This window comes from Bacteroides sp. ET336 (assembly GCF_024733815.1).
In the GTDB taxonomy this organism is placed as follows: Bacteria; Bacteroidota; Bacteroidia; order Bacteroidales; family Bacteroidaceae; genus Phocaeicola; species Phocaeicola cellulolyticus.
This window is the reverse complement of sequence record NZ_JANRHK010000002.1, coordinates 289573-310751: the sequence shown is the minus strand read 5'-3', so window position 1 is coordinate 310751 and position 21179 is coordinate 289573. Positions and strand designations below refer to the sequence as shown.

Here is a 21179-nt window from a genome sequence, read left to right as displayed (position 1 = left end):
TGGAGATATTTTCATTATTGAGGAAAAGATATATCATAACATAAAACAATGGACTCACTAAAAATCAACAAAGTACAGATCAGAAATCTACAAATCGAAGATTATGACCAGCTGGCACAATCGTTCACACGTGTTTACTCCGACGGAAGCGACGTTTTCTGGACACACAAACAAATAGAAAAACTTATAAAGATTTTCCCGGAAGGACAGATAGTTACAGTGGTAGATGAAAAGATTGTGGGATGCGCCCTGTCAATAATAGTAAACTATGACGACGTAAAGAACGACCACACTTACGCTCAGGTGACAGGTAAGGAAACATTCAACACTCACAATCCGAAAGGAAACATTCTTTACGGTATCGAGGTGTTCATTCATCCGCAATACAGAGGACTGCGACTGGCACGACGTATGTACGAATATCGCAAGGAATTGTGCGAGGAACTGAACCTGAAAGCCATCATGTTTGGCGGCAGAATACCGAACTATCACAAATATGCCGACAAGATGCGTCCTAAGGAATACATAGACAAGGTAAGACAAAAAGAAATCTATGACCCTGTACTGACATTCCAGTTATCAAACGATTTCCACGTACGCAAGGTTATGCGTAACTATCTTCCAAACGATGAGGAATCAAGACACTATGCATGTCTGCTGCAATGGGACAATATCTATTATCAGCCGCCTACACAGGAATATATCAGTCCAAAGACTTCAGTGCGTGTAGGACTGGTGCAATGGCAGATGCGTTCATACAACACACTTGACGATTTGTTCGAACAGGTAGAATTCTTTGTTGACGCTGTATCCGACTACAAGAGTGACTTCATTCTTTTCCCTGAATACTTCAACGCCCCATTGATGGCACATTTCAACAATGAAGCGGAATCGGAAGCAATACGTGGTCTTGCCGCCTATACCGACGAAATACGCGAACGCTTTATAAAACTGGCTATCAGCTATAATATCAATATCATCACAGGAAGTATGCCTCAGATAAAAGAGGACGGACGACTGTATAATGTAGGTTTTCTGTGCCGACGTGACGGTACGACAGAAATGTACGAAAAAATCCACGTCACTCCGGATGAGACAAAGAGCTGGGGACTTACCGGAGGACGTTCCATCAAGACATTTGAAACCGACTGTGCGAAAATCGGTGTACTGATATGTTACGATGTGGAATTCCCTGAACTATCGCGTATTATGGCAGATCAGGGTATGCAGATTCTATTCGTTCCTTTCATGACCGACACACAGAACGCATATAGCCGAGTTAAAGTATGCGCTCATGCCAGAGCCATAGAAAACGAGTGTTTCGTCGTAATAGCGGGAAGTGTAGGTAACCTGCCACGTGTACATAACATGGACATACAGTATGCACAATCAGGGGTATTCACTCCTTGCGACTTCACATTCCCTACCGACGGCAAACGTGCCGAGGCTACTCCGAACACAGAAATGATTCTCGTATCTGATGTAGATCTTGACCTATTGAATGAGCTACACACCTACGGTAGTGTAAGAAATCTGAAAGACAGACGAAACGATTTGTATGAGGTGAAGGTTAAGAAATGAAATTAAAAAAACAAACCGCTATAATCTTCAGACTATAACGGTTTGTTTTTTTATTTCTTTGACAACTCCTCAAGAGTTTTTCCTTCATAATCACATATCGCTTTCTTATAAATCATAGGAATTGGAACAGGTTCCTTGGAAGTCACATCATAACCGACAAGCACTGTCCGACATTGACATTTCAACACACCGCTTGACTTGTTTACCGCACGCTGAAGCAATGTCAAACTTTTATTACCCAAATGAACTACTGTGGTTTCAATAATAAGTTCATCGGAAAAAAACACCGGAGCCATGAAGTCTGCATTTATATTTGCCACAACAACCGCAAATTTATTCCAGTCATGCAAATCGCCAAACACATCCTTGAAATAGGTAGTTTTTGCAAGGTCATATAAAGAGAAATACACAGAATTGTTCATGTGTCCGAACTGGTCAACATCACTGAACCGGATTTGAGCCGGTATTACATGCTTAAAATAGATTTCATCTTCCATACAAATATTCTTATTAGGTTATAATGTTCAAATATAATTCTTTTTTTTGTCATTCGTCCACTAATTGACGGAAATATTAGTAATTTTGCCGTCAATAAAATAAATATTCAATAAAAAATAAAACATTATGGAAAATAAACTTAGTAGAGAAACTCTATGCGTACAGGCCGGATGGCAACCTAAAAAAGGTGAACCGAGAGTATTGCCTATATATCAGTCAACAACTTTCAAATATGAAACAAGCGAACAGATGGCACGTTTATTCGATTTGGAAGAGTCCGGTTATTTCTATACTAGACTTCAGAATCCTACAAACGATGCTGTAGCTTCAAAAATAGCAGCTCTGGAAGGTGGTGTAGGTGCTATGCTTACTTCTTCAGGACAGGCTGCCAATTTCTACGCCGTATTCAATATCTGTGAAGCAGGAGATCACTTTGTATGCTCTTCTACTATCTACGGTGGAACATTCAACCTCTTTGCCGTTACAATGAAAAAACTCGGTATAGAATGTACTTTCGTTGATGCTGACGCCAGTGAAGAGGAAATATCAAAGGCTTTCCGTCCTAACACAAAATGTCTGTTTGGAGAAACTATTTCTAACCCAAGTATCAATGTTCTGGATATTGAAAAATTTGCACGTATAGCTCACAGCCATGGTGTTCCTTTGATTGTAGATAATACTTTTGCTACTCCTATCAACTGCCGCCCATTCGAATGGGGAGCTGATATCGTCACTCACTCTACAACAAAATACATGGACGGACACGCTACTTGTGTAGGAGGTGCCGTAGTGGATAGCGGTAACTTCGATTGGGAAGCAAACGCCGAAAAATTCCCTGGACTTACAAAACCAGACGAATCTTACCATGGACTTGTTTATACAAAAGCATTCGGTAAAATGGCATATATCACAAAGGCTACAGTCCAGCTGATGCGTGACCTGGGTTCAATACAATCACCGGAAAATGCATTCCTGCTTAATTTGGGATTGGAGACTCTGCATCTGCGTATGCCTCGCCACTGCGAGAACGCTCAGAAAATAGCTGAATGGCTTGAAGCCAACCCTAAGGTAAAATGGGTTAACTATTGCGGACTGAAGAGTAGCAAATATTATGAATTGGGTCAGAAATATATGCCTAACGGTTCATGTGGAGTGATTGCTTTCGGACTGAACGGCAGCCGTGAGGAAGCTATAGAATTCATGGACAACCTGAAGATGATCTGTATCGTAACACACGTGGCAGATGCACGTACTTGTGTGCTTCATCCGGCAAGTCATACACACCGTCAGTTAAGCGATGAACAACTGATTGAAGCCGGTGTGGCTCCTGACCTGATACGTCTTTCTGTCGGTATAGAAAATGTAAATGATATTATAGCCGACCTTGAGCAGGCTATGGAAAAGGTAAAATAAATTATCATAAAAATAAAAGAACTTCCAAGACGATACAGTCAATTGTGTCGCTTAGGAAGTTCTATATAATAATCAAGAAGTTTAGATATTAAGAAAAGTATCAGAACATTTTCTTCTCAGCACAGCAGATAAACTCATCAGCAGTCATATCCTTATAATAAAAAACGTCTGTCACAGGCTGATAAATATAGGATGAGAATTGAAACAGCTGTACAGCTGCAAATTTACGGTCTTTTGAATACATGTAATCCATTCTGATTCCTCCAGTATTTCCACTCCTTACTGTTTTTTCTCCAGAAAAGTTATTACTTTCCAATACAGACTTCAGACTACGGAAATCTGCCGCTTCGTAAAATTCACTTTTTACGGCTATACGACTTTGTGTGGGTGTATAAAACCAGCTATGACTTTTCCAGAAAAGACGAAAAACACCTACTAACAATAATGCGGCACCTATTGTCATAACAAGCATGCTTATTGAAGATGATTCATTTCCTTCCATAATGGATACATAAAAAGCTGCTCCACCTATCAAAATCAAAATAACTGAAAATATGATTGAACGTATGTCTGTACGACGTGAAACATGATCGTGTACATTTGAAAACAATGAATTTGAGTCCATAAAATTTATTTGTCTGATTTTCTAATGAATTAATTATACATAAAATGAATTTCGGTAAGGCACAAACCTTCCTTTAGGATGATACAAACCATCCCATAACAATGAATAAAGAGACAAAAATAGGACTAAATAAGAATATGACACAGCTGGTATAAATACATGATGTGACTACCAGTCATGCCAATACGAAATTGGCTAGAGTTAAGATTTTCGGTTATAACACTCTGATGCTGAATATACTCAGCTATCATCCGGACCGCGTATTTTGCCCAATATACTGAAGTATTGTATATCTGCCTTGCCGTCAACTTGACCATAACGCGGATGTTGACTGCCAGACTTCCTAACTGACTTACATCAGCCGCCAGCATTTCCGTATGTCTGCTGTTATAATCAGACAGAAGAAATTTATGAATATTATAATACTCCCTGCATTCCTCTTCTGCTATATTTTCAGATTCATGCCGGCTATTATCAACAGCAGGAGTACAAGAAGTAGTTATGAAGAAAAAACTTCCCCATAAGAAAAGAAACAATATATTTATAAACTTCTTCAATATAGTTATTATTTTACGGCTGTAAAGTTAAGAAAAGATTGGAAGTTAACAAAAAAAATCTCCATAACGGAAAAGTTCCGGAATGGAGATAAATATTTTGTTGGATTATAAGTTTTAATCTTCTACTACCTGAAAATCTTCTTTACCAACACCGCATACAGGACAAACCCAATCTTCTGGAATATCCTCAAATGCTGTACCTGGAGCTATTCCGTTATCTGGATCACCTGTTTCAGGATCATAAACCCAATCACAAACTGTGCAAATGTACTTTTTCATAACGCTTTCTAATTTAAAATAAATGTTAGTCTATTGTTTCAATACTAATTACAAAACAAATGTAATTATAAAAATGTTCACGTCATAATTTATTTAGCAATATTTTTCTTAATTCTTCCATTCCGGCAGAAGCACCTTTAGATATTACGTGTATCTTACGCCCCGATGTTATATTCACCGGATTAGGATCTATCAGACAAACAGGAACGGAAGGATTTACATAATTGAGCAATCCGGCAGCCGGATATACATTCATCGATGTTCCTATTATGACAAAAATATCCGCTTTTTCCACATAGTCTATAGCTGTTTCTATCATAGGGACAGACTCGCCGAACCATACAATGAACGGTCGTAACTGAGAACCGTCATCGGCCAAATCACCGATTTTAACTTCGAAGTTTTCAGGAGCAAGTTCCTTTATATATTTAGGATTGTTTGGCTCACGGCTTGATGTTACTTTTGTAAGTTCTCCGTGCAAATGAATGACGTTTGTGCTTCCTGCACGTTCATGCAGATTGTCAACGTTTTGAGTTACAACAGTTATGTCAAAATCTTTTTCCAACTCAGCCAGAATTTTATGTCCTAAATTAGGTTCCACTTCCAACAACTGCTTGCGTCTGTCATTATAAAAATCTATTACCAGTTTAGGATTTGCGGCATATCCTTCAGGAGTAGCCACTTGCTCTACCGGATACTTTTCCCATAGTCCACCAGAATCTCTGAAAGTACTTATTCCACTCTCGGCACTCATACCCGCGCCTGTCAATACAACTATTTTTTTCATGTTTATCTGTACTTTTTATATGTTGTCACCACAAAAATAAGAAAAATTATCACTCAAAGTTCCTCTGTTTCAAAGAAAAAAGATACCTTTGCCATCCGAATAAATTATTATAATAATATATAACAAAATTCATGGATAAATTCAGTTATGCCATTGGTCTGGGGATAGGCCAAAACTTGTGGAGCATGGGTGCCCGCAACATTCAGGTAGAAGATTTCGCACAGGCAATAAAAGACGTGCTCGAGGGGAACAAAACAGCTATTACTCACGATGAAGCCCGCGAAATAGTAAACAAGTTTTTCACTGAACTTGAAGAAAAAGTAAATTCTGAAAATATAGAAAAAGGCAAGGCCTTCCTTGAAGAAAACAAGAAGAAAGAAAACATCGTTACATTGCCAAGCGGATTACAGTACGAAGTAATCAAAGAAGGAAACGGCAAAAAGCCAAAAGCTACTGATAGAGTACGTTGCCATTACGAAGGTACACTTATCGACGGTACACTGTTCGACAGTTCTATCAAGCGCGGTGAGCCGGCTGTATTCGGTGTAAATCAGGTTATTCAAGGATGGGTAGAAGCATTGCAGCTTATGTCAGAAGGTTCAAAATGGAAACTTTACATTCCATCAGAACTGGGTTACGGTGCACACGGTGCAGGCGAAATGATTCCTCCACACAGTACACTGATTTTCGAAGTAGAACTTCTTGAAGTTCTTTAACGGGTAAAAAAACAACAGAATATTAATATCTAAAAAATTAAAAAGTCAAAATGAAAAAAAGTACAGCTTTAATGGTATTGGCTGCTGCAGCCGGACTTGCTTCATGCGGTCAAAGCGGTACTCCTAAAGCAAACATGAAAAGTGACATCGACACACTTTCATACATGGTGGGAGTAAGCAATTCTCAAGGTTTAAAAGATTATGTAGTTGGTCGTCTTGGTGTTGATACTACATATATGGCAGACTTCATCAAAGGTATCAAAGAAGGTATGAAAAATACTTCTGACAAAGAAAAAGCATATATGGCAGGTATGCAGATTGGCCAGCAGGTAAGTGGTGATATGTACGAAGCAATCAACAACCAGCTGTTTGCAGGCGATTCTACTACAACAATGAGCAAAGAAAACTTCCTGGCAGGTTTCATTGCTGCTGTAGAAGAAAACAGCCTTGTTGCTCCTGACTCAGCTTCTATGTATGTACGTACAAAATCAGAAGAAATCAAGACTAAAGCTCTTGAAGCTAAATATGGCGAATACAAGAAGGAAAACGAAGAATTCCTTGCCAACAACAAGAGCAAAGATGGTATCAAGGTTACTGAAAGCGGACTTCAGTACAGAATCATAAAAGAAGGTAAAGGTGAAATCCCTACTAAAACTTCTCGCGTGAAAGTTCACTACAAAGGTACAATGATCGACGGTACAGAATTCGACAGCTCATACGAACGTAAAGAGCCTACTACATTCCGTGCTGACCAGGTTATCAAGGGTTGGACAGAAGCTCTTACCATGATGCCTGTAGGTTCTAAATGGGAACTTTATATTCCACAGGAACTCGGTTACGGTTCTCGTGAAGCTGGTAAAATCAAACCTTTCTCTACTTTGATTTTCGAAGTTGAACTTATCAGCATTGAGAAATAATCATCAATCAATAGCATAAAAAAATCCGGTAGAATTTATCTACCGGATTTTTTTATATCATATCTCAAGCAACATCATGCTTTCTTTTCCTTGATGTCAGTGTGTGCCTCAACAACATTCACAACATAGTCACCCAGCTTTTCACACTCGGCTATAATATCCATGTAATGAACACCCATCTGATAATCATACTCTTTATTATTAACGTCAACCACATTCTGACCCTTCAATCTGTTTCTATAATTGTTTATCTCATTTTCCAGATTGAATGAGCAATTAACATCCACTGTGTGGTGTGTATCTTCAACCAGTTTTATCATCTGCGACAAAGCCTGATCAGTAAGATTCATCATCTGATGTATATGGTCATACTGTGCACCGGTAAAGTCATCATTGCCACGATTTTTGCGGTTAATGGTACGTGCAATATTGTAACAGCTGTCACCAATACTTTCTATTTCCGTAACTTCACGGAGCATACCCATTATCTGCACCTTACTTTCGGAACTCAATCTTCCTTCGGATACCTGATTAAGATATTTTGCAATCTCCAGCTCCATATTATCGCTGATATTTTCGTATTTCTCTATTCGGCTGAACAGTTTGTTGAATTCCGATTCATTTTTGACATGCAACAAGTCGCGTACCATACCGAACATACGCTGAATACGTTCTGCAAAAAGATTGATTTCTTTTCTAGCCTGAAGAATAGACAATTCGGCTGTGGATAACATACCTCCGGAAATGAACTGCAAACGATATTCTTCTTCCTGCTCCTTTTGAGGAATAATCCAACAAACAGTTTTCTCTATAAAATTAACAAACCATATAAGTATGAGCACGTTACATATATTAAAACAAGTATGGAATGCCGATAGTTTGAATGAAACGGCCACCCCTCCTGCCTCAGACACATTCATAAAATCGGATACTATCCATTCCACCATTGAAAGGAACGGTCTGAACAATATCAACACCCAGACAACACCGAATATATTAAACATCAAATGTGCCATAGCCGCTCTCCTGGCCTGCGTATTTGCAGTCAAAGCAGCCAGATTTGCAGTTATTGTAGTACCTATATTTTCGCCAAGCACCAAAGCCGCTCCAAGTTCGAAACTAATCCATCCGTTGGCACACATAATCAATGTTATAGCCATTGTTGCAGCCGAAGCCTGAACTATCATTGTAAGTATGGTACCTATCAGAACAAACAACAGTACAGAAATGAAGCCCATATCAGTATAATTCTGCACAAAAGCCAGCATATCAGGATTATGACTCAAATCCGGCGCATTTGTTTTTAAGAGATTGAGCCCCATAAACAAAAATGCAAATCCGAAAATAAATTCACCAACCGACTTGCGAGAACTTTTCTGAGAAAACAGCAAAGGAATACCGAATGCCAGCAGAGGAAGTGAAAAAGCGGATATATCTACTTTAAATCCTAACGCAGATATTATCCATGCAGTAACCGTAGTACCGATATTCGCACCCATGATAACACCTATAGACTGGGCCAGTTCAAGAAGACCGGCATTAACAAAACTGACAACCATCACCGTAGTAGCCGAAGAAGACTGTATCAATGCTGTGATAAGCATACCAGTCAGGACTCCTGTTACACGATTGGTTGTCATCGCCGTTAAAATACTTCGCAAGCGGTCACCTGCAAATTTCTGCAAACCTTCGCTCATAATCTTCATTCCGTAAAGGAACAAAGCCAAAGAGCCTAGCAACTTTAAAAAATCATAAAAAGAATATTCCATCTGTTATTATTTAGGCTAGATATAGGCAATCTGGATATAATTGAGTAAATTGACTGCCAGTTCATCCAATTAGTAATACATGTTACAATTATGTTACAAATATATTGCAAAAATAACAAAGAAACAAGAGAATTTCCAGAAGGGACATCTCTTATAGACATTTATAGGGAACTTGGCTTGAATATGCCATACGGACCGGTAAGCGCAAAGGTAAATAACAAGGTAGAAAATCTAAATTTCCGGGTATATTACAACAAGGACGTTGAATTCCTCGACATAACAAGCGCGTCAGGCATGAGAACATACGTACGTTCGTTATGTTTCATACTAGTAAAAGCCGTTGACGACCTTTATCCATGCGGAACAATATCCCTGGAACACCCTGTTTCGAAGGGATACTTCTGCAAATTACACATTGACAGAACCATCGGACTTGACGATGTTTCACGCATCAAGAAAAGAATGCAGGAAATTATCAACGAGGATTTACCCATCACACGCTATGAACAAAGAACGGAAGATGTGATAAAGATTTTCCAGGAAAGAGGCATGACAGACAAAGTAAAACTCCTGTCAACATCCGGAAAACTGTATTCATTCTACTATAGACTTGGAGATACACTGGACTGTTACTACAGCAGCCTTGTGCCTAGCACCGGATACATAAAGAAATTCGATATCGTAAAGTATTACGACGGACTGTTGCTGCAGATACCAAATAAAAACAATCCTGAGAAAATAGAAGAACTCATAAAACAGGAAAAAATGCTGGAAGTTTTCCAGGAGCATCACAGATGGAATGAGATTCTTGGAATAAGCACTGTAGGCGATTTCAACATAGCATGCAATGAAGGACATGCCATCGATCTTATAAACGTTTCGGAAGCTCTCCAGGAAAGAAAAATTGTAAAGATTGCAGACGAAATAGCCGCAAGACAGGTAGGCGATAACAGAGTAAAGATAATACTTATATCAGGACCTTCATCATCAGGGAAAACAACGTTCAGCAAACGATTGAGTATCCAACTCATGACAAACGGACTGAAACCATATCCTATATCTCTTGATGACTATTTTGTAAACAGAGACAATACTCCACTTGACGAAAACGGTAACCACGATTTCGAATCACTATACGCCGTGGATCTTCCTTTCTTCAAAAAACAACTGGACACATTACTTGAGGGAGGAGAAGTGGAACTGCCTAAATTCAATTTCTCAAGTGGAATGAGAGAGAGCAGCGGTATAAAATTCAGATTAGAGGATAACATGATCCTGATACTTGAGGGAATACATGCCCTTAATCCTGAACTTACACCAAATATTCCAGCTGAAAACAAATATAAGATATATGTATCAGCACTTACAACAATTCTGCTTGACAAACATAATTACATTCCAACAACAGACAACAGATTACTACGCAGAATAATCCGTGACTCAAAATATCGTGGAAGTTCTGCTGAATCGACAATAGCCCGTTGGCCTAGTGTCCGTGCCGGCGAGGAGAAATGGATTTTCCCATATCAGGAAAATGCAGATGCCATGTTCAATTCCGCATTGCTTTTCGAACTTGCAGTAATCAAGGATCACATTGAACCTATACTAAGAAAAGTACCGAACAAATGTCCGGAATACTCAGAAGCACACCGCCTGCTGCACTTCCTAAGCTATTTTGTATCAATACAAGATACTGAACTCCCTCCTACATCATTATTGAGAGAATTCCTGGGTGGAAGCAGTTTCGTTTACTAACACAATAAAAAAGACATTTAAGAAATTCTTAAATGTCTTTTTTATTGTAGCGGAAACCGAGATTGAACCGGTGAACTCATTATTATATTATAAAACGAATATCACACATTATTTTCCTGTTTATTCTATACCCCAAGCACTATATTTGCATCAATATTGAGCTTTTTACTAATATCACGAGCAACCTTCAAAGTCGGTTCGCAACGACCGGTCAAATAGTCGCTGACACGTGATGGGCTAACTCCAAGAAGCTCTGAAAGTTTCGCCTGATTAAGTCCCATTTCATACATACGCAACTTTATAACATCTATCAATGAAGGAGACTTTATCGGGTAATGTTCATCTTCATACTCCGATACAAGTTCAGACAATAAATCAAGCTCTATCAAGTTCTTGTCAGTAAGTGGTGTATTCTCATCAGTCAAAGGCAGAAGTTCTTCTATTCTTTCCATTGCTGCCCTATAAGCTGTTTCATTCTGAATCTTTGCCATACTATATATTTTTTGCATCTATCAAATCATATTCCGCATGAGTACCTATAAATCTAATCAGTACCGTTTTTATTGTAAACTTAACAAGCACTATCAAGCGATGATTGTTTCCTCTTATATTGAATACATAATGCTGGTTACCTACACTGTCAACGCTGTTAAACATCTTCTTTATATCAGAAAAGCATGTCCACTCTGCTTTTCTCACTTTCTGGAACCAGTCCTCAAGTGCAGTTTCTGCATCAGGGTGTTCTGTATAGTATTCAACGATTTTACTTCTTGCTATGATTCTCATAACCAATTGAGTTTGTACAAAAATATATATTATATTTTGAAATACAAAACATTCTACCGAAATTCAATAGAAGTATATAAAATGATAGTATATAAACAAAAAAGACATCTAAGAAATTGTATTCTTAAATGCCTTACAGTAGCGGGAACCGGGATTGAACCGGTGACCTCATGATTATGAAACGCATATAACACGTTTTCTTTCTATTTCTTATAATGCTATTATATAGCACATTACACGTATTTTCGAGAGCGAATATAATATTTATTTTCATCCATAATCATATTATTTCTTCTATTTTCCCCTCTACTTGTGCAATTCTTGTGCAAAAGGGTGTTTTGTGTTATTTTCTTCTATACTCCAAGCACTATATTTGCATCAATGTTGAGCTTTTTACTAATATCACGGGCAACCTTCAAAGTAGGCTCGCAACGGCCGGTCAAATAGTCGCTGACACGTGATGGGCTAACCCCAAGAAGTTCTGAAAGTTTCGCCTGATTAAGTCCCATTTCATACATACGCAACTTTATAACATCTATCAATGAAGGAGACTTTATCGGATAATGTTCATCTTCATACTCCGATACAAGTTCAGACAATAAATCAAGCTCTATCAAGTTCTTGTCAGTAAGCGGTGTATTGTCGTCAGTCAAAGGCAGAAGTTCTTCAATTCTTTCCATTGCTGCCCTATAAGCTGTTTCATTCTGAATCTTTGCCATACTATATATTTTTTGCATCTATCAAATCATATTCCGCGTGAGTACCTATAAATCTAATCAGTACCGTTTTTATTGTAAACTTAACAACCACAATCAAACGATGGTTGTTTCCTCTTATATTGAACACATAATGCTGGTTCCCTACACTGTCAACGCTGTTGAACATCTTCTTTATATCAGAAAAACATGTCCACTCTGCTTTTTTCACTTTCTGGAACCAGTCCTCAAGTGCAGTTTCTGCATCAGGGTGTTCTGTATAGTATTCAACGATTTTACTTCTTGCTATGATTCTCATAATCAATTGAGTTTGTACAAATATATATATTATATTTTGAAATACAAAATATTCTACTGAATTTCAGTAGAAATAATATTCTTAATTTAATGAGAGTTCTAAAACGATGCGTTAAAGCAGTTTGAAAATAGCTTTCAAAATCTTTCAACACTCCATTCAACTTATATTTTCCAAAAATAGAGGATATATAGCAGGTAAGCAATTCCGCTTACAATTAAACTATTAAAATATGACTAAATCAGTAATAAACGGAGTTGTTGTATCTGTATTTCTTGATACACGAACGGTAAACAAAAAAGGAACTTATCCTGTAAAAATAAAAGTCTATTTTCAAGGAAAACCAAAGTATTATCCAACAGGAATCTGTATGAGCACTAAAGAAGAGCTTGAAGAGGTTCTTGAAAGTAAGTCGAAAAAGAATATTGAAATACAGGATATAATCCATAAAGAGTTTAACAGAATTTCAAAGAATGTTAATATTCTTGTAGAACGTGGAACTTTCTCATTCAGCAATCTAAATAACATGCTTGGAAAAAATATTGGGGGAACTTTGAATGAAATGATTTCCGCAAAAATTAAAGAGCTTGAGAATGAAGAAAAATTTGGAACTTCCGCGTTTTATAAAGGAACTCTTTCTCTGCTCAAACGTTACATGAAACACGATGTTCCTATAAAGGAAGTAACAGTTGAATGGCTAAACGGTCTTGAGAAATTCATATTGAAAACAGCAAATCAGACAACTGTAGCAATGAACATGAGAAACATTCGTGCCACTATGAATATAGCTAAACAGGTGGGAGTTATCAGAGAATCAGATTATCCTTTCGGCAGGGGCAAATACCAGATTAAAGAAGGTTCAGGAAAAAAGAAAGCACTCAACAAAAAACAGCTTAAAGCCATTGCAGAGTATAGTGATGGAAGTATGACTACTGAATTTTATCGTGATTTATGGCTGTTTATTTACTTCTGCAATGGACTGAATGTAGCTGACTTGATAAGTCTTAAATTCTCAGATATTCAAAACGGTGAAATATCATTTATCAGAAAGAAGACAAAAGACAGGACACGTGATGTAAAACGAATCTATGCAGCGATAACACCTGAAATGTATTCAATAATCAATAAATGGGGAAATGACCCTAAAAAAAGTATCTATATTTTCCCGTTTTTAAAACCTGGTGACAGTGCGTGGGAACATGAGAAGAAAAAGAAGAATCTCACAAAACTGATAAATAAAAGAATGAAAATGATAGGTGAGAAACTAAATTTGGGAAAGATAACAACCTACGTTGCAAGACATACCTATGCAACTGTATTAAGAAATGAAGGTGTTCCAATTTCAATAATATCACCAATGTTGGGACATAGCAGTGTTACAACAACAGAGATATACCTTGCAGATTTGGAATCTGAATACAGAGCCAAAAATGCAAGCCTATTGAGCTTTTAAAGGCATATATAAGCTCTATACGAGCCATATTTTGATGTTCAGCCCGATACTCCTGATTGCAGAGGAATCGGGCCTTTTCATTGTTAAATTACTGGTACGAGGGATTGAAACATATCTTGAACAGTTAAAGTCATGTTAAAATTTGGAAATCGTTTATATTTTGGAAAAAAAGAGGATATATGTAATGTCTGATGATTCAATGACTAATGAAATTATAAACATCAAATATAAAAGACTTATGACACAGAAGAAAAAGAATCAGAATGAACAAGAAGTGAAAACCAAAGCCACTAAATCCAGAAGGAAGTCAAGCAAAAAAGAAATCAATCCTCAAAACGTAGATTTATGTGTTCAAGAAGAAACAGTACAGGAAAATCCTATTGATGAGAATATAGAAAATGAAAAATTCACCTTTGTAACAGAAGAAATCCTTGACACTATAAAACCTGATGAAGACAGCGAAGAAGAATGTAATCCTGAATATGATGCAATACTTGCAAAGTTCGACAAGACACTTGAAGAAATTGATGAACGTTTCAAATCAAACGAAGAACTTACAGAAAGATTGCTTAAAGAGTATCAAGAATGTGAATCTTTTGTGGATGAATTTCTTAATGAGGATGATTGACTAAATCTGTAACCGCAACAGTCTCTTTATGAGATGAAACATTTGTAATGTGCCTTATTTTTCATAATTTTGTATCGTCATGCAAAACATGACAGACATGTTAGAAATTTAAGGTACACGAAAGTGTTTAACTGATTCTCCGGAATAAAGTCTGGTAAACTATTAACGAACGAGAATGAGTAAACATCTCTCGCGTCATATCCGTATATGGCGTGGGGAGACTGTTGCTTGTTTTAGTTCAAGGGTTTTACCAGAGCCTTTTCCGTAAAATGAGTTAACACCCCTCACGCTTTCTTTATTTATAAACTTCTTCTTTTGTGGGCTGGGAAGAACGGAATAAATACTGGTATATGAAAAATTTTTTATTAATGCTTGGTGCGGTAGCTTTTATGACTGCATGTAAAAATGATAGTCCCGGTAATTCTGGACCTGTCAATTATGAAGATGGATATAAATATCTGACAAGTCTTAATGTCAGTGATGCAAAAATGATTTATCAGAAAACAGCTACAGGAAGAACAAGAGCTGAAACTGGAGATACTTATTACAAACTTGATTTGTCAGGAAACGAAATAAAACTTTCAATAAAAGGAGAAGACGGTCAGGACAATAATATCAACATTAGTAAAGTCGTAAAACTTAGTGATAAAGTCATTCTTGTAAATCCAGTCGCACAAGAAGTTCTGGACTTATTTTATAATCCTGTAGAAAATGATTTAGTAATAAACCTCGATTATCATAGTACAGAATATATGTCTATAGTTGATGTGGAAACAGAAAAACTATACAGATGGCCGAAAGAAATTCTGATTGATATATACGAAGGAACTTTAAAATCACAACAAGATAATAAAGGTAATATTTACTTTACATCAGGTAATTTCTCATATAATCAGATTTACAAACTTAACATTTCAGATTTTACTATGCAATCAATGTTACCAGAAGGACAGGAATTCACTAACTTCGATGTAACAGGTGATGGCTTTATCATGTATTGGAATGATAATACTGATGATAAAAACTATAAAGTAAAATGTCCTGGAGGTAGAATTTATCCTATTACCGATGTTCCTTTTATGATTAAAGATGAACTTTATTCATATAAAGATAAAAAGATTATCAAATGGGAAACAGTTGGTAATAATGAAATGAAAGAAACAAAAATATGCGAGTTCTATAATTTACCCGATTATGCTTCATCAAGTGATAGATATGAAATTCAACAAGTTCTTAACAACTATGCAAAAAACACAGCTCTATTACGTGATAATTGGGGAAGTTTGTATGAATTTAACGGAGAAACATATAGCGAAGTAGAAATCCCGCAAGATTTTAATTGGTATGAGCTTGAGCCTGGTTGTTTTTATACAAACAAAGCATGGTACAGACAAGATAATACACATTTCAACAAGTTAAGCATGAATGATTATCAAGTTTCAGAATTTCAAGTTTTAGACTATGAAATACAGAGTATTTCTACAAGTTCTGAAAGTTCAAATATAACATTTACCGGTATAAGATACATGGATGGTGCAAACATTGTAGGAACTATAAATGAATCAAATGAAATAGTGGAGAATAAAGTTTCAGAAAACGGTGAAAAAATCATCAATCTTATCCCATTGAATTAATCATTACATTAATATAGGGAAATCCTTCTGTTGCTCGTGCAATGAGAGGATTTTTTTGTTTTATACATATCATTATGGCAATAAAAATAGAATTTTATCAACTGATAACTCCTGTACATATAGCAAAGAAATATTTTCCGAAACAATATGAAAATGAATCTTACTGTAATGATGGAGTTATATGTACACCAATGGGAGCAATGAATTCCTTTGACATAAGCTACATTATCAGAGAATGTGAAAAATTGGGATTAAGAAGATTCAAAGAAGAAAACAGAGAAAGAATCATCGGAGATTATTATATAGGTACTCAATCCGGACTTGACGATACATTTCAATATAGGAAAAGCGACTGGATTAGAGTTCATAATGGTGTAGCATGGAATCCATATTTTCCTTATGGGAAAAATATTCCAGAAGAGTTTCCATGTTTCTATGGTGGTTTTTACTATGAATCAAAACAGGTATGGGAAGAATCAAAAACAGCGTTATTATGTTTTAATGACATACTTGATAAATATAATTTGAAACGGCAGCCCATAAAAGAAGAAAATCTTCTTTCTGAGATAATATCTAGTATTCCGGAGAAAACACCTTATGATAACTTCTTCTATGAACTCTCACCAAGAACACTTGAACAGGAATTTATCGAATATCAAAGACATAACAATATCTAACCAATATTTATCCTCTTATCCCTGAGAATCATTGTTTCTCATATATCATCGTACCGGGTAGATGTTTTTCTTGGTATTAACAGAAACATATCCTCAATCCTAAATGAGGTAGTTTTCGTCTCACGTATCGAATTCTTTCCCTCTCTCCTATATCCAATATAAGGAAGCAAGAACTTAGTTCAAATATGGAAGAATAAATTTGAAGTAAAATATTTTTACACAATGAATAAAATGAACTATTTTATATAAAAGTTTTTTTATATGAATAACTATTTAAAATATAATATAGTATGTTGTAAAAATACTTCATTTTGTTCATTCTTAAATATTTAACTATATGTCAAGAATGAAATAGAGTCTTCCATATCTGAGTTTTGTTCGGGCTTAGTTTTGATAAAGATAGTCGGATAAAGGGGATAACCTTCAACATATGTATCTTTACTATTCTTTAGTTCATCAATATGGGGAGTATAACTAATTCCACAACCATAGATTGTTAAAATATTTCCTTTCCTATGTCGCTTTCTTAAATTATAAGAATGTGATATAACCTTGAATTTATAATCTCCAAGGTACTTCAAATCAATAAAATAACGTGGAAACCACCCGATTCTATAAGTCTCTCCTTTTTTCATTCTCTCTACTACAAAGTCTTTCGGATTAAATAGTGTGTCTTCTGTGATTACTTCTCTTTTAAGAATCCTACAAAAGTCACTCCAACATTCATATCCCAAAGCTATACAGATTATATCTAATGTACTTTCATTGGGGGGATTTCCTTTTATTTCTTTATTTGTTATACCTTCTTCTTTCCAATAATATCTAAGAGTACGTTCTGATATAGTAGGAAGTTTTCCATTTTCATCCAGTTCCTCAGTATTATGTTTTCTTTTACGAGCATACTCGTTATCAATTATATTCTTTGCTCGAGTAACGTTATATAGGTGTACTCCGAAGTTATCAAAAAAATAATTATCCAGTTCTTTTATTAAATCCCAAAAATCTTCTGATATGCTTCTTTTCATGATAAATGTTAAAAATAAGTTAATATCACCGATGAGAACAAGTCTGCACAACTCTGCACTCACATTCAATTTACTTTGCTGTCATAATCAACAAATATAAGTAATATGAATAATAAAGTAACTTTTGAGACATTACCGTCAGCCGTTATGGAACTGACAGAAAAGGTAGATTTGCTAATCAGTATGTTTAGCACAAAAATAGAAAAAAGGGAGGAAATTCCAAAGTATATGAATACGGAAACCGCTCTTGAATATTTGAGAAAGACTGGTCTAACTATAAGCAAGTCAAAATTATATAAGTTAACCGCTTCAAATAGCATACCTGTCTATAAAGAAGGAAACAGCTTGTTCTTTACTCAACAAGAGCTTGACAAATGGTGTGAAGAGAATATTCAAATCAAATTGAATAAAGAAAGATTTTTATCAACAATTAAAAAATACAATTATGGGAAATGATTTATTTTTAAGCAAAATTGAAAGTAACGATGAAATTTTAGAAGGTAATGCAGTAGATAGTTTTGTATATTATACTACGGCATACAGAAAACAGATAGATAAGTATTTCATGTTGAAAGACGTTCTTGAATCTGTTTTTACAATTGATTTCTTGCTTGCTTTTTATAAAGATAAAGAGAAGAGAAAACTTATCTATAATTTGAGAAAGGATATCGAAGAAAAAACGGGAAATGCCCAAAATGCTAAGGAGATATTAAAAAATTTAGACCCTACAACAGAATGTAAAATATCTATTATCATTGAATATCTACTTCGCCTTTTTGAAAAGAAAAATTCAGGATTGGCTGTAATCAATGGCAAAGTGTATTTTTACAATGGATGTTATTGGGAAATAATGGAAGATGATTTTGTAAAGCACTTTCTGTCTTTTGTAGCTGAAAAAAGTGGCTTGCCTCATTTCCAGGTAACTAAGGTTAGATTTATGGAAGCTTTATTCAAACAGCTTCTGTCTTCCTCTGTATCACCTGTTCCGGAAAAAACGAAAGAAGTAAAAATAAATCTGCAAAATGGAACTTTTGTATGTAATGATGGAAGTTTTGAAATTCGTTCATTTTCTCCAGATGATATGCTTACATATCAGTTACCATTTGATTATAACCCAAATGCCAAAGCCGAAAAGTTTACTGAATTTCTGGAATATGTTGTTCCTGAAAAAGAAGCAAGAATGGTAATTGCAGAGTATATTGCTTATGTCTTTGCAAAACATCTTAGGTGGGAAAAATGTATGGTACTTTATGGAAGCGGATGTAATGGAAAATCAGTTTTGATTGATGTTATATCAGCTCTACTTGGAAAACAGAACGTATGTAATATACCATTGGGCAGATTATGTGAAGCAAATGGGTATTATCGTGCTGAAATGGGAAATTATCTGCTAAATGCCTGTTCAGAAATGGGAAGCAAAGACAGTGACCCGGAAATGGTAAAGCAATTATTCAGTAACGACCCTGTAAGTGCACGTTCACCATACGGAAAGCCTATTACAGTTTCTAATTATTGCCGTTTTCTGTTCAGTACAAACTACATATCAAATAAAGATATGGAACAGACAAACGGGTTTTTCAGAAGGTTTTTATTTGTCATGTTTGAAGTTACAATTCCGGAGTGGAAAAAGAATCCGAACTTAGCTAAAGAGATAATAGAAGATGAACTAAGCGGAGTATTCAATTGGGTGCTTGAAGGTTTGCAAAGGATATTAGAACCTGGAAGACAGGGATTCACATATTCCGCACAAATAGATAAGGCTAACAGAGAATTTGAAAGAAACAGTAACAGTGTTGCTTTGTTTATGTCAGAAAAATATCTACAGCCTTCAAGTACAAAACATAAAGACGCAAAAGAGTTGTATAATGAATACAAGTTTTTCTGTGAGGAAAATCGCTATGGTGCTGTAAGTAAACAGGAGTTTTTAAGAAGGCTTGAAACTCAGTTAAGATATTTCATCAAAAGGAAAGCAACAAACAATGCTACATGGGTATATTGTGAAGAAATCAAGAATACCGAAAAAGAGGACAACACTCTTGTTGGCAAATTAGAAGCAGAAGGTATTATAAACTCTAATAAAAGGAAATATTTATGATACAGAATTTAAAAGTTTCATTGTATAGCCGTAAGGATATTATAGTTCCTACAAGAACTGTCAATATTTGGGAATGGTTGTTACATAAAAATGAATATACACCTATAGTCGAGAAGTTGAGAAATACCTCAAATGATAAGGAGAGGAAACACTTGAAAAATTCATTGCCGGCTATAACGGTAAGCGGAATATTTTCAAAACGTAGAGCAGACTGTATGATAAGTCCTTCTAATCTAATCTGTATTGATATTGACGGGAAAGATAACCCGTCAGTATCAGATATGGAAGTCTTAAAAGCGAGATTGGCTAAACTGCCATACGTTATGTATTGTGGACTTTCTGCAAGTGGTAAAGGGGTGTTCTGTATTATTCAATACGATGATTTTGGCAAGCACAAACTTCATTTCAATGCTTTGCAACAGGAGTTTAAAGAAATGGGAATTATCATTGATTCAAGTTGCAGTGACATTTGCAGGTTGCGTTTCTATTCGTATGACGAACACCCTTATGTAAATTGGAACGCAGAAGTATATACACATACTTTGGAAAAATCCAATACAACATTGAAAGCAAAGGAAATCATTCCAAAGAACAGTCCCGACAGACAAACTTCAAATGAAACTCCCCAATACCTATCTCTTGAAGAAGCATTGTTGCAACCCTCCAACCTTGATTTTGCAAGTACCACTCCATTAAGTAAAACCGAAGAAATGGAAAGATTGTTGAATCTGGTTATTGAAAGGAAGATTGATATAACTCAAATTTATAACGATTGGATAAAAATAGGTCTTGTAATAAAAAATCTGTTTGGAGAGAAAGGACTTGATTTATTTTTGAAAGTTAGTAGTTTTTATCCCGATTATAGTCAGGAAGAAACTGAAAGTAAATACTTAGAACTAAATGAAAAAAGATATAGAGTGAATACTCAAAGCCTGTTTGATATAGCGGCTAAATATGGAATATATAGATAACC

The 21179-nt window shown here is 35.8% G+C and carries 23 protein-coding genes; 12 read left to right on the top strand and 11 right to left on the bottom strand.

Annotated elements, in window-relative coordinates:
- Nucleotides 1-48 precede the first annotated feature (48 nt).
- Nucleotides 49-1581, top strand: coding sequence for a carbon-nitrogen hydrolase family protein (locus NW213_RS04200; protein ID WP_154043322.1), 1533 nt, complete (start codon nucleotides 49-51; stop codon nucleotides 1579-1581).
- Nucleotides 1582-1631: 50 nt separating this feature from the next.
- Here NW213_RS04200 and NW213_RS04195 read toward each other — a convergent pair whose 3' ends face one another.
- Entirely contained in the window at nucleotides 1632-2078 is a 447-nt protein-coding gene (locus tag NW213_RS04195) for a thioesterase family protein (RefSeq protein WP_204394123.1), read from the bottom strand.
- A 127-nt stretch (nucleotides 2079-2205) separates the two neighbouring features.
- Here NW213_RS04195 and NW213_RS04190 point away from each other — a divergent pair, with 127 nt between their 5' ends.
- Nucleotides 2206-3492 carry an O-acetylhomoserine aminocarboxypropyltransferase/cysteine synthase family protein gene (locus NW213_RS04190; protein ID WP_258321927.1) on the top strand — a complete coding sequence of 429 codons (1287 nt, stop codon included), beginning with the start codon at nucleotides 2206-2208 and terminating at the stop codon, nucleotides 3490-3492.
- Nucleotides 3493-3592: 100 nt separating this feature from the next.
- On the opposite strand, the gene NW213_RS04185 is transcribed toward NW213_RS04190, so the two are convergent.
- From NW213_RS04185 to NW213_RS04170, 4 genes are all read right to left on the bottom strand, one after another.
- A complete protein-coding gene (locus tag NW213_RS04185; RefSeq protein WP_154043319.1) occupies nucleotides 3593-4117 on the bottom strand; it encodes a hypothetical protein in 525 nt (174 codons plus the stop codon).
- Between the two features lie 125 nt (nucleotides 4118-4242).
- Nucleotides 4243-4674 (bottom strand): hypothetical protein, encoded by a 432-nt coding sequence (locus NW213_RS04180; RefSeq protein ID WP_258321926.1) that lies wholly within the window; start codon nucleotides 4672-4674, stop codon nucleotides 4243-4245.
- 114 nt (nucleotides 4675-4788) lie between these two features.
- Nucleotides 4789-4953, bottom strand: coding sequence for a rubredoxin (gene rd, locus NW213_RS04175; protein WP_154043317.1), 165 nt, complete (start codon nucleotides 4951-4953; stop codon nucleotides 4789-4791).
- 82 nt (nucleotides 4954-5035) lie between these two features.
- Nucleotides 5036-5740 carry an NAD-dependent deacylase gene (locus NW213_RS04170; RefSeq protein ID WP_258321925.1) on the bottom strand — a complete coding sequence of 235 codons (705 nt, stop codon included), beginning with the start codon at nucleotides 5738-5740 and terminating at the stop codon, nucleotides 5036-5038.
- 131 nt (nucleotides 5741-5871) lie between these two features.
- Here NW213_RS04170 and NW213_RS04165 point away from each other — a divergent pair, with 131 nt between their 5' ends.
- Entirely contained in the window at nucleotides 5872-6456 is a 585-nt protein-coding gene (locus tag NW213_RS04165; RefSeq protein WP_204394115.1) for an FKBP-type peptidyl-prolyl cis-trans isomerase, read from the top strand.
- A gap of 50 nt (nucleotides 6457-6506) precedes the next feature.
- Nucleotides 6507-7373 carry an FKBP-type peptidyl-prolyl cis-trans isomerase gene (locus NW213_RS04160; protein ID WP_154043314.1) on the top strand — a complete coding sequence of 289 codons (867 nt, stop codon included), beginning with the start codon at nucleotides 6507-6509 and terminating at the stop codon, nucleotides 7371-7373.
- 74 nt (nucleotides 7374-7447) lie between these two features.
- Here NW213_RS04160 and NW213_RS04155 read toward each other — a convergent pair whose 3' ends face one another.
- The gene (locus NW213_RS04155) at nucleotides 7448-9142 is read right to left on the bottom strand and encodes a Na/Pi cotransporter family protein (RefSeq protein WP_154043313.1); all 1695 of its coding nucleotides are present in this window, start codon (nucleotides 9140-9142) and stop codon (nucleotides 7448-7450) included.
- A gap of 90 nt (nucleotides 9143-9232) precedes the next feature.
- On the opposite strand from NW213_RS04155, the gene NW213_RS04150 reads away from it, so the two are divergent.
- A complete protein-coding gene (locus tag NW213_RS04150) occupies nucleotides 9233-10897 on the top strand; it encodes a nucleoside kinase (RefSeq protein ID WP_204394111.1) in 1665 nt (554 codons plus the stop codon).
- Nucleotides 10898-11022: 125 nt separating this feature from the next.
- On the opposite strand, the gene NW213_RS04145 is transcribed toward NW213_RS04150, so the two are convergent.
- From NW213_RS04145 to NW213_RS04130, 4 genes are all read right to left on the bottom strand, one after another.
- Nucleotides 11023-11388, bottom strand: coding sequence for a type II toxin-antitoxin system HigA family antitoxin (locus tag NW213_RS04145; RefSeq protein ID WP_154043311.1), 366 nt, complete (start codon nucleotides 11386-11388; stop codon nucleotides 11023-11025).
- A gap of 1 nt (nucleotide 11389) precedes the next feature.
- Nucleotides 11390-11683 carry a type II toxin-antitoxin system HigB family toxin gene (locus NW213_RS04140; RefSeq protein ID WP_235339118.1) on the bottom strand — a complete coding sequence of 98 codons (294 nt, stop codon included), beginning with the start codon at nucleotides 11681-11683 and terminating at the stop codon, nucleotides 11390-11392.
- A gap of 353 nt (nucleotides 11684-12036) precedes the next feature.
- The gene (locus NW213_RS04135) at nucleotides 12037-12402 is read right to left on the bottom strand and encodes a type II toxin-antitoxin system HigA family antitoxin (RefSeq protein ID WP_177591173.1); all 366 of its coding nucleotides are present in this window, start codon (nucleotides 12400-12402) and stop codon (nucleotides 12037-12039) included.
- 1 nt (nucleotide 12403) lies between these two features.
- Complete coding sequence (locus tag NW213_RS04130) at nucleotides 12404-12697, bottom strand: type II toxin-antitoxin system HigB family toxin (protein WP_258321924.1); 294 nt, start codon at nucleotides 12695-12697, stop codon at nucleotides 12404-12406.
- 229 nt (nucleotides 12698-12926) lie between these two features.
- Between NW213_RS04130 and NW213_RS04125 the strand changes: the two genes are divergently transcribed.
- The 4 genes from NW213_RS04125 (at nucleotide 12927) to NW213_RS04110 (ending at nucleotide 17086) form a co-directional block, all read left to right on the top strand.
- A complete protein-coding gene (locus NW213_RS04125) occupies nucleotides 12927-14147 on the top strand; it encodes a site-specific integrase (RefSeq protein WP_258321923.1) in 1221 nt (406 codons plus the stop codon).
- Between the two features lie 238 nt (nucleotides 14148-14385).
- Nucleotides 14386-14775, top strand: a complete 390-nt coding sequence (locus NW213_RS04120; RefSeq protein WP_258321922.1) for a hypothetical protein — start codon at nucleotides 14386-14388, stop codon at nucleotides 14773-14775.
- Nucleotides 14776-15092: 317 nt separating this feature from the next.
- Complete coding sequence (locus NW213_RS04115) at nucleotides 15093-16409, top strand: hypothetical protein (RefSeq protein ID WP_258321921.1); 1317 nt, start codon at nucleotides 15093-15095, stop codon at nucleotides 16407-16409.
- Between the two features lie 74 nt (nucleotides 16410-16483).
- A complete protein-coding gene (locus NW213_RS04110) occupies nucleotides 16484-17086 on the top strand; it encodes a hypothetical protein (RefSeq protein ID WP_258321920.1) in 603 nt (200 codons plus the stop codon).
- Between the two features lie 329 nt (nucleotides 17087-17415).
- On the opposite strand, the gene NW213_RS04105 is transcribed toward NW213_RS04110, so the two are convergent.
- On the bottom strand, nucleotides 17416-18111 hold the full coding sequence (locus NW213_RS04105) for a hypothetical protein (RefSeq protein WP_258321919.1): 696 nt from the start codon (nucleotides 18109-18111) through the stop codon (nucleotides 17416-17418).
- 105 nt (nucleotides 18112-18216) lie between these two features.
- On the opposite strand from NW213_RS04105, the gene NW213_RS04100 reads away from it, so the two are divergent.
- From NW213_RS04100 to NW213_RS04090, 3 genes are read left to right on the top strand one after another with little or no spacing between them, the layout of a single operon-like run.
- A complete protein-coding gene (locus NW213_RS04100; protein ID WP_118441104.1) occupies nucleotides 18217-18567 on the top strand; it encodes a helix-turn-helix domain-containing protein in 351 nt (116 codons plus the stop codon).
- Entirely contained in the window at nucleotides 18557-20206 is a 1650-nt protein-coding gene (locus tag NW213_RS04095) for a phage/plasmid primase, P4 family (protein ID WP_258321918.1), read from the top strand. Before NW213_RS04100 ends, NW213_RS04095 begins: the two co-directional genes overlap by 11 nt.
- Entirely contained in the window at nucleotides 20203-21177 is a 975-nt protein-coding gene (locus NW213_RS04090; RefSeq protein WP_258321917.1) for a BT4734/BF3469 family protein, read from the top strand. The genes NW213_RS04095 and NW213_RS04090 overlap by 4 nt, the downstream gene beginning before the upstream one ends.
- Nucleotides 21178-21179 lie beyond the last annotated feature (2 nt).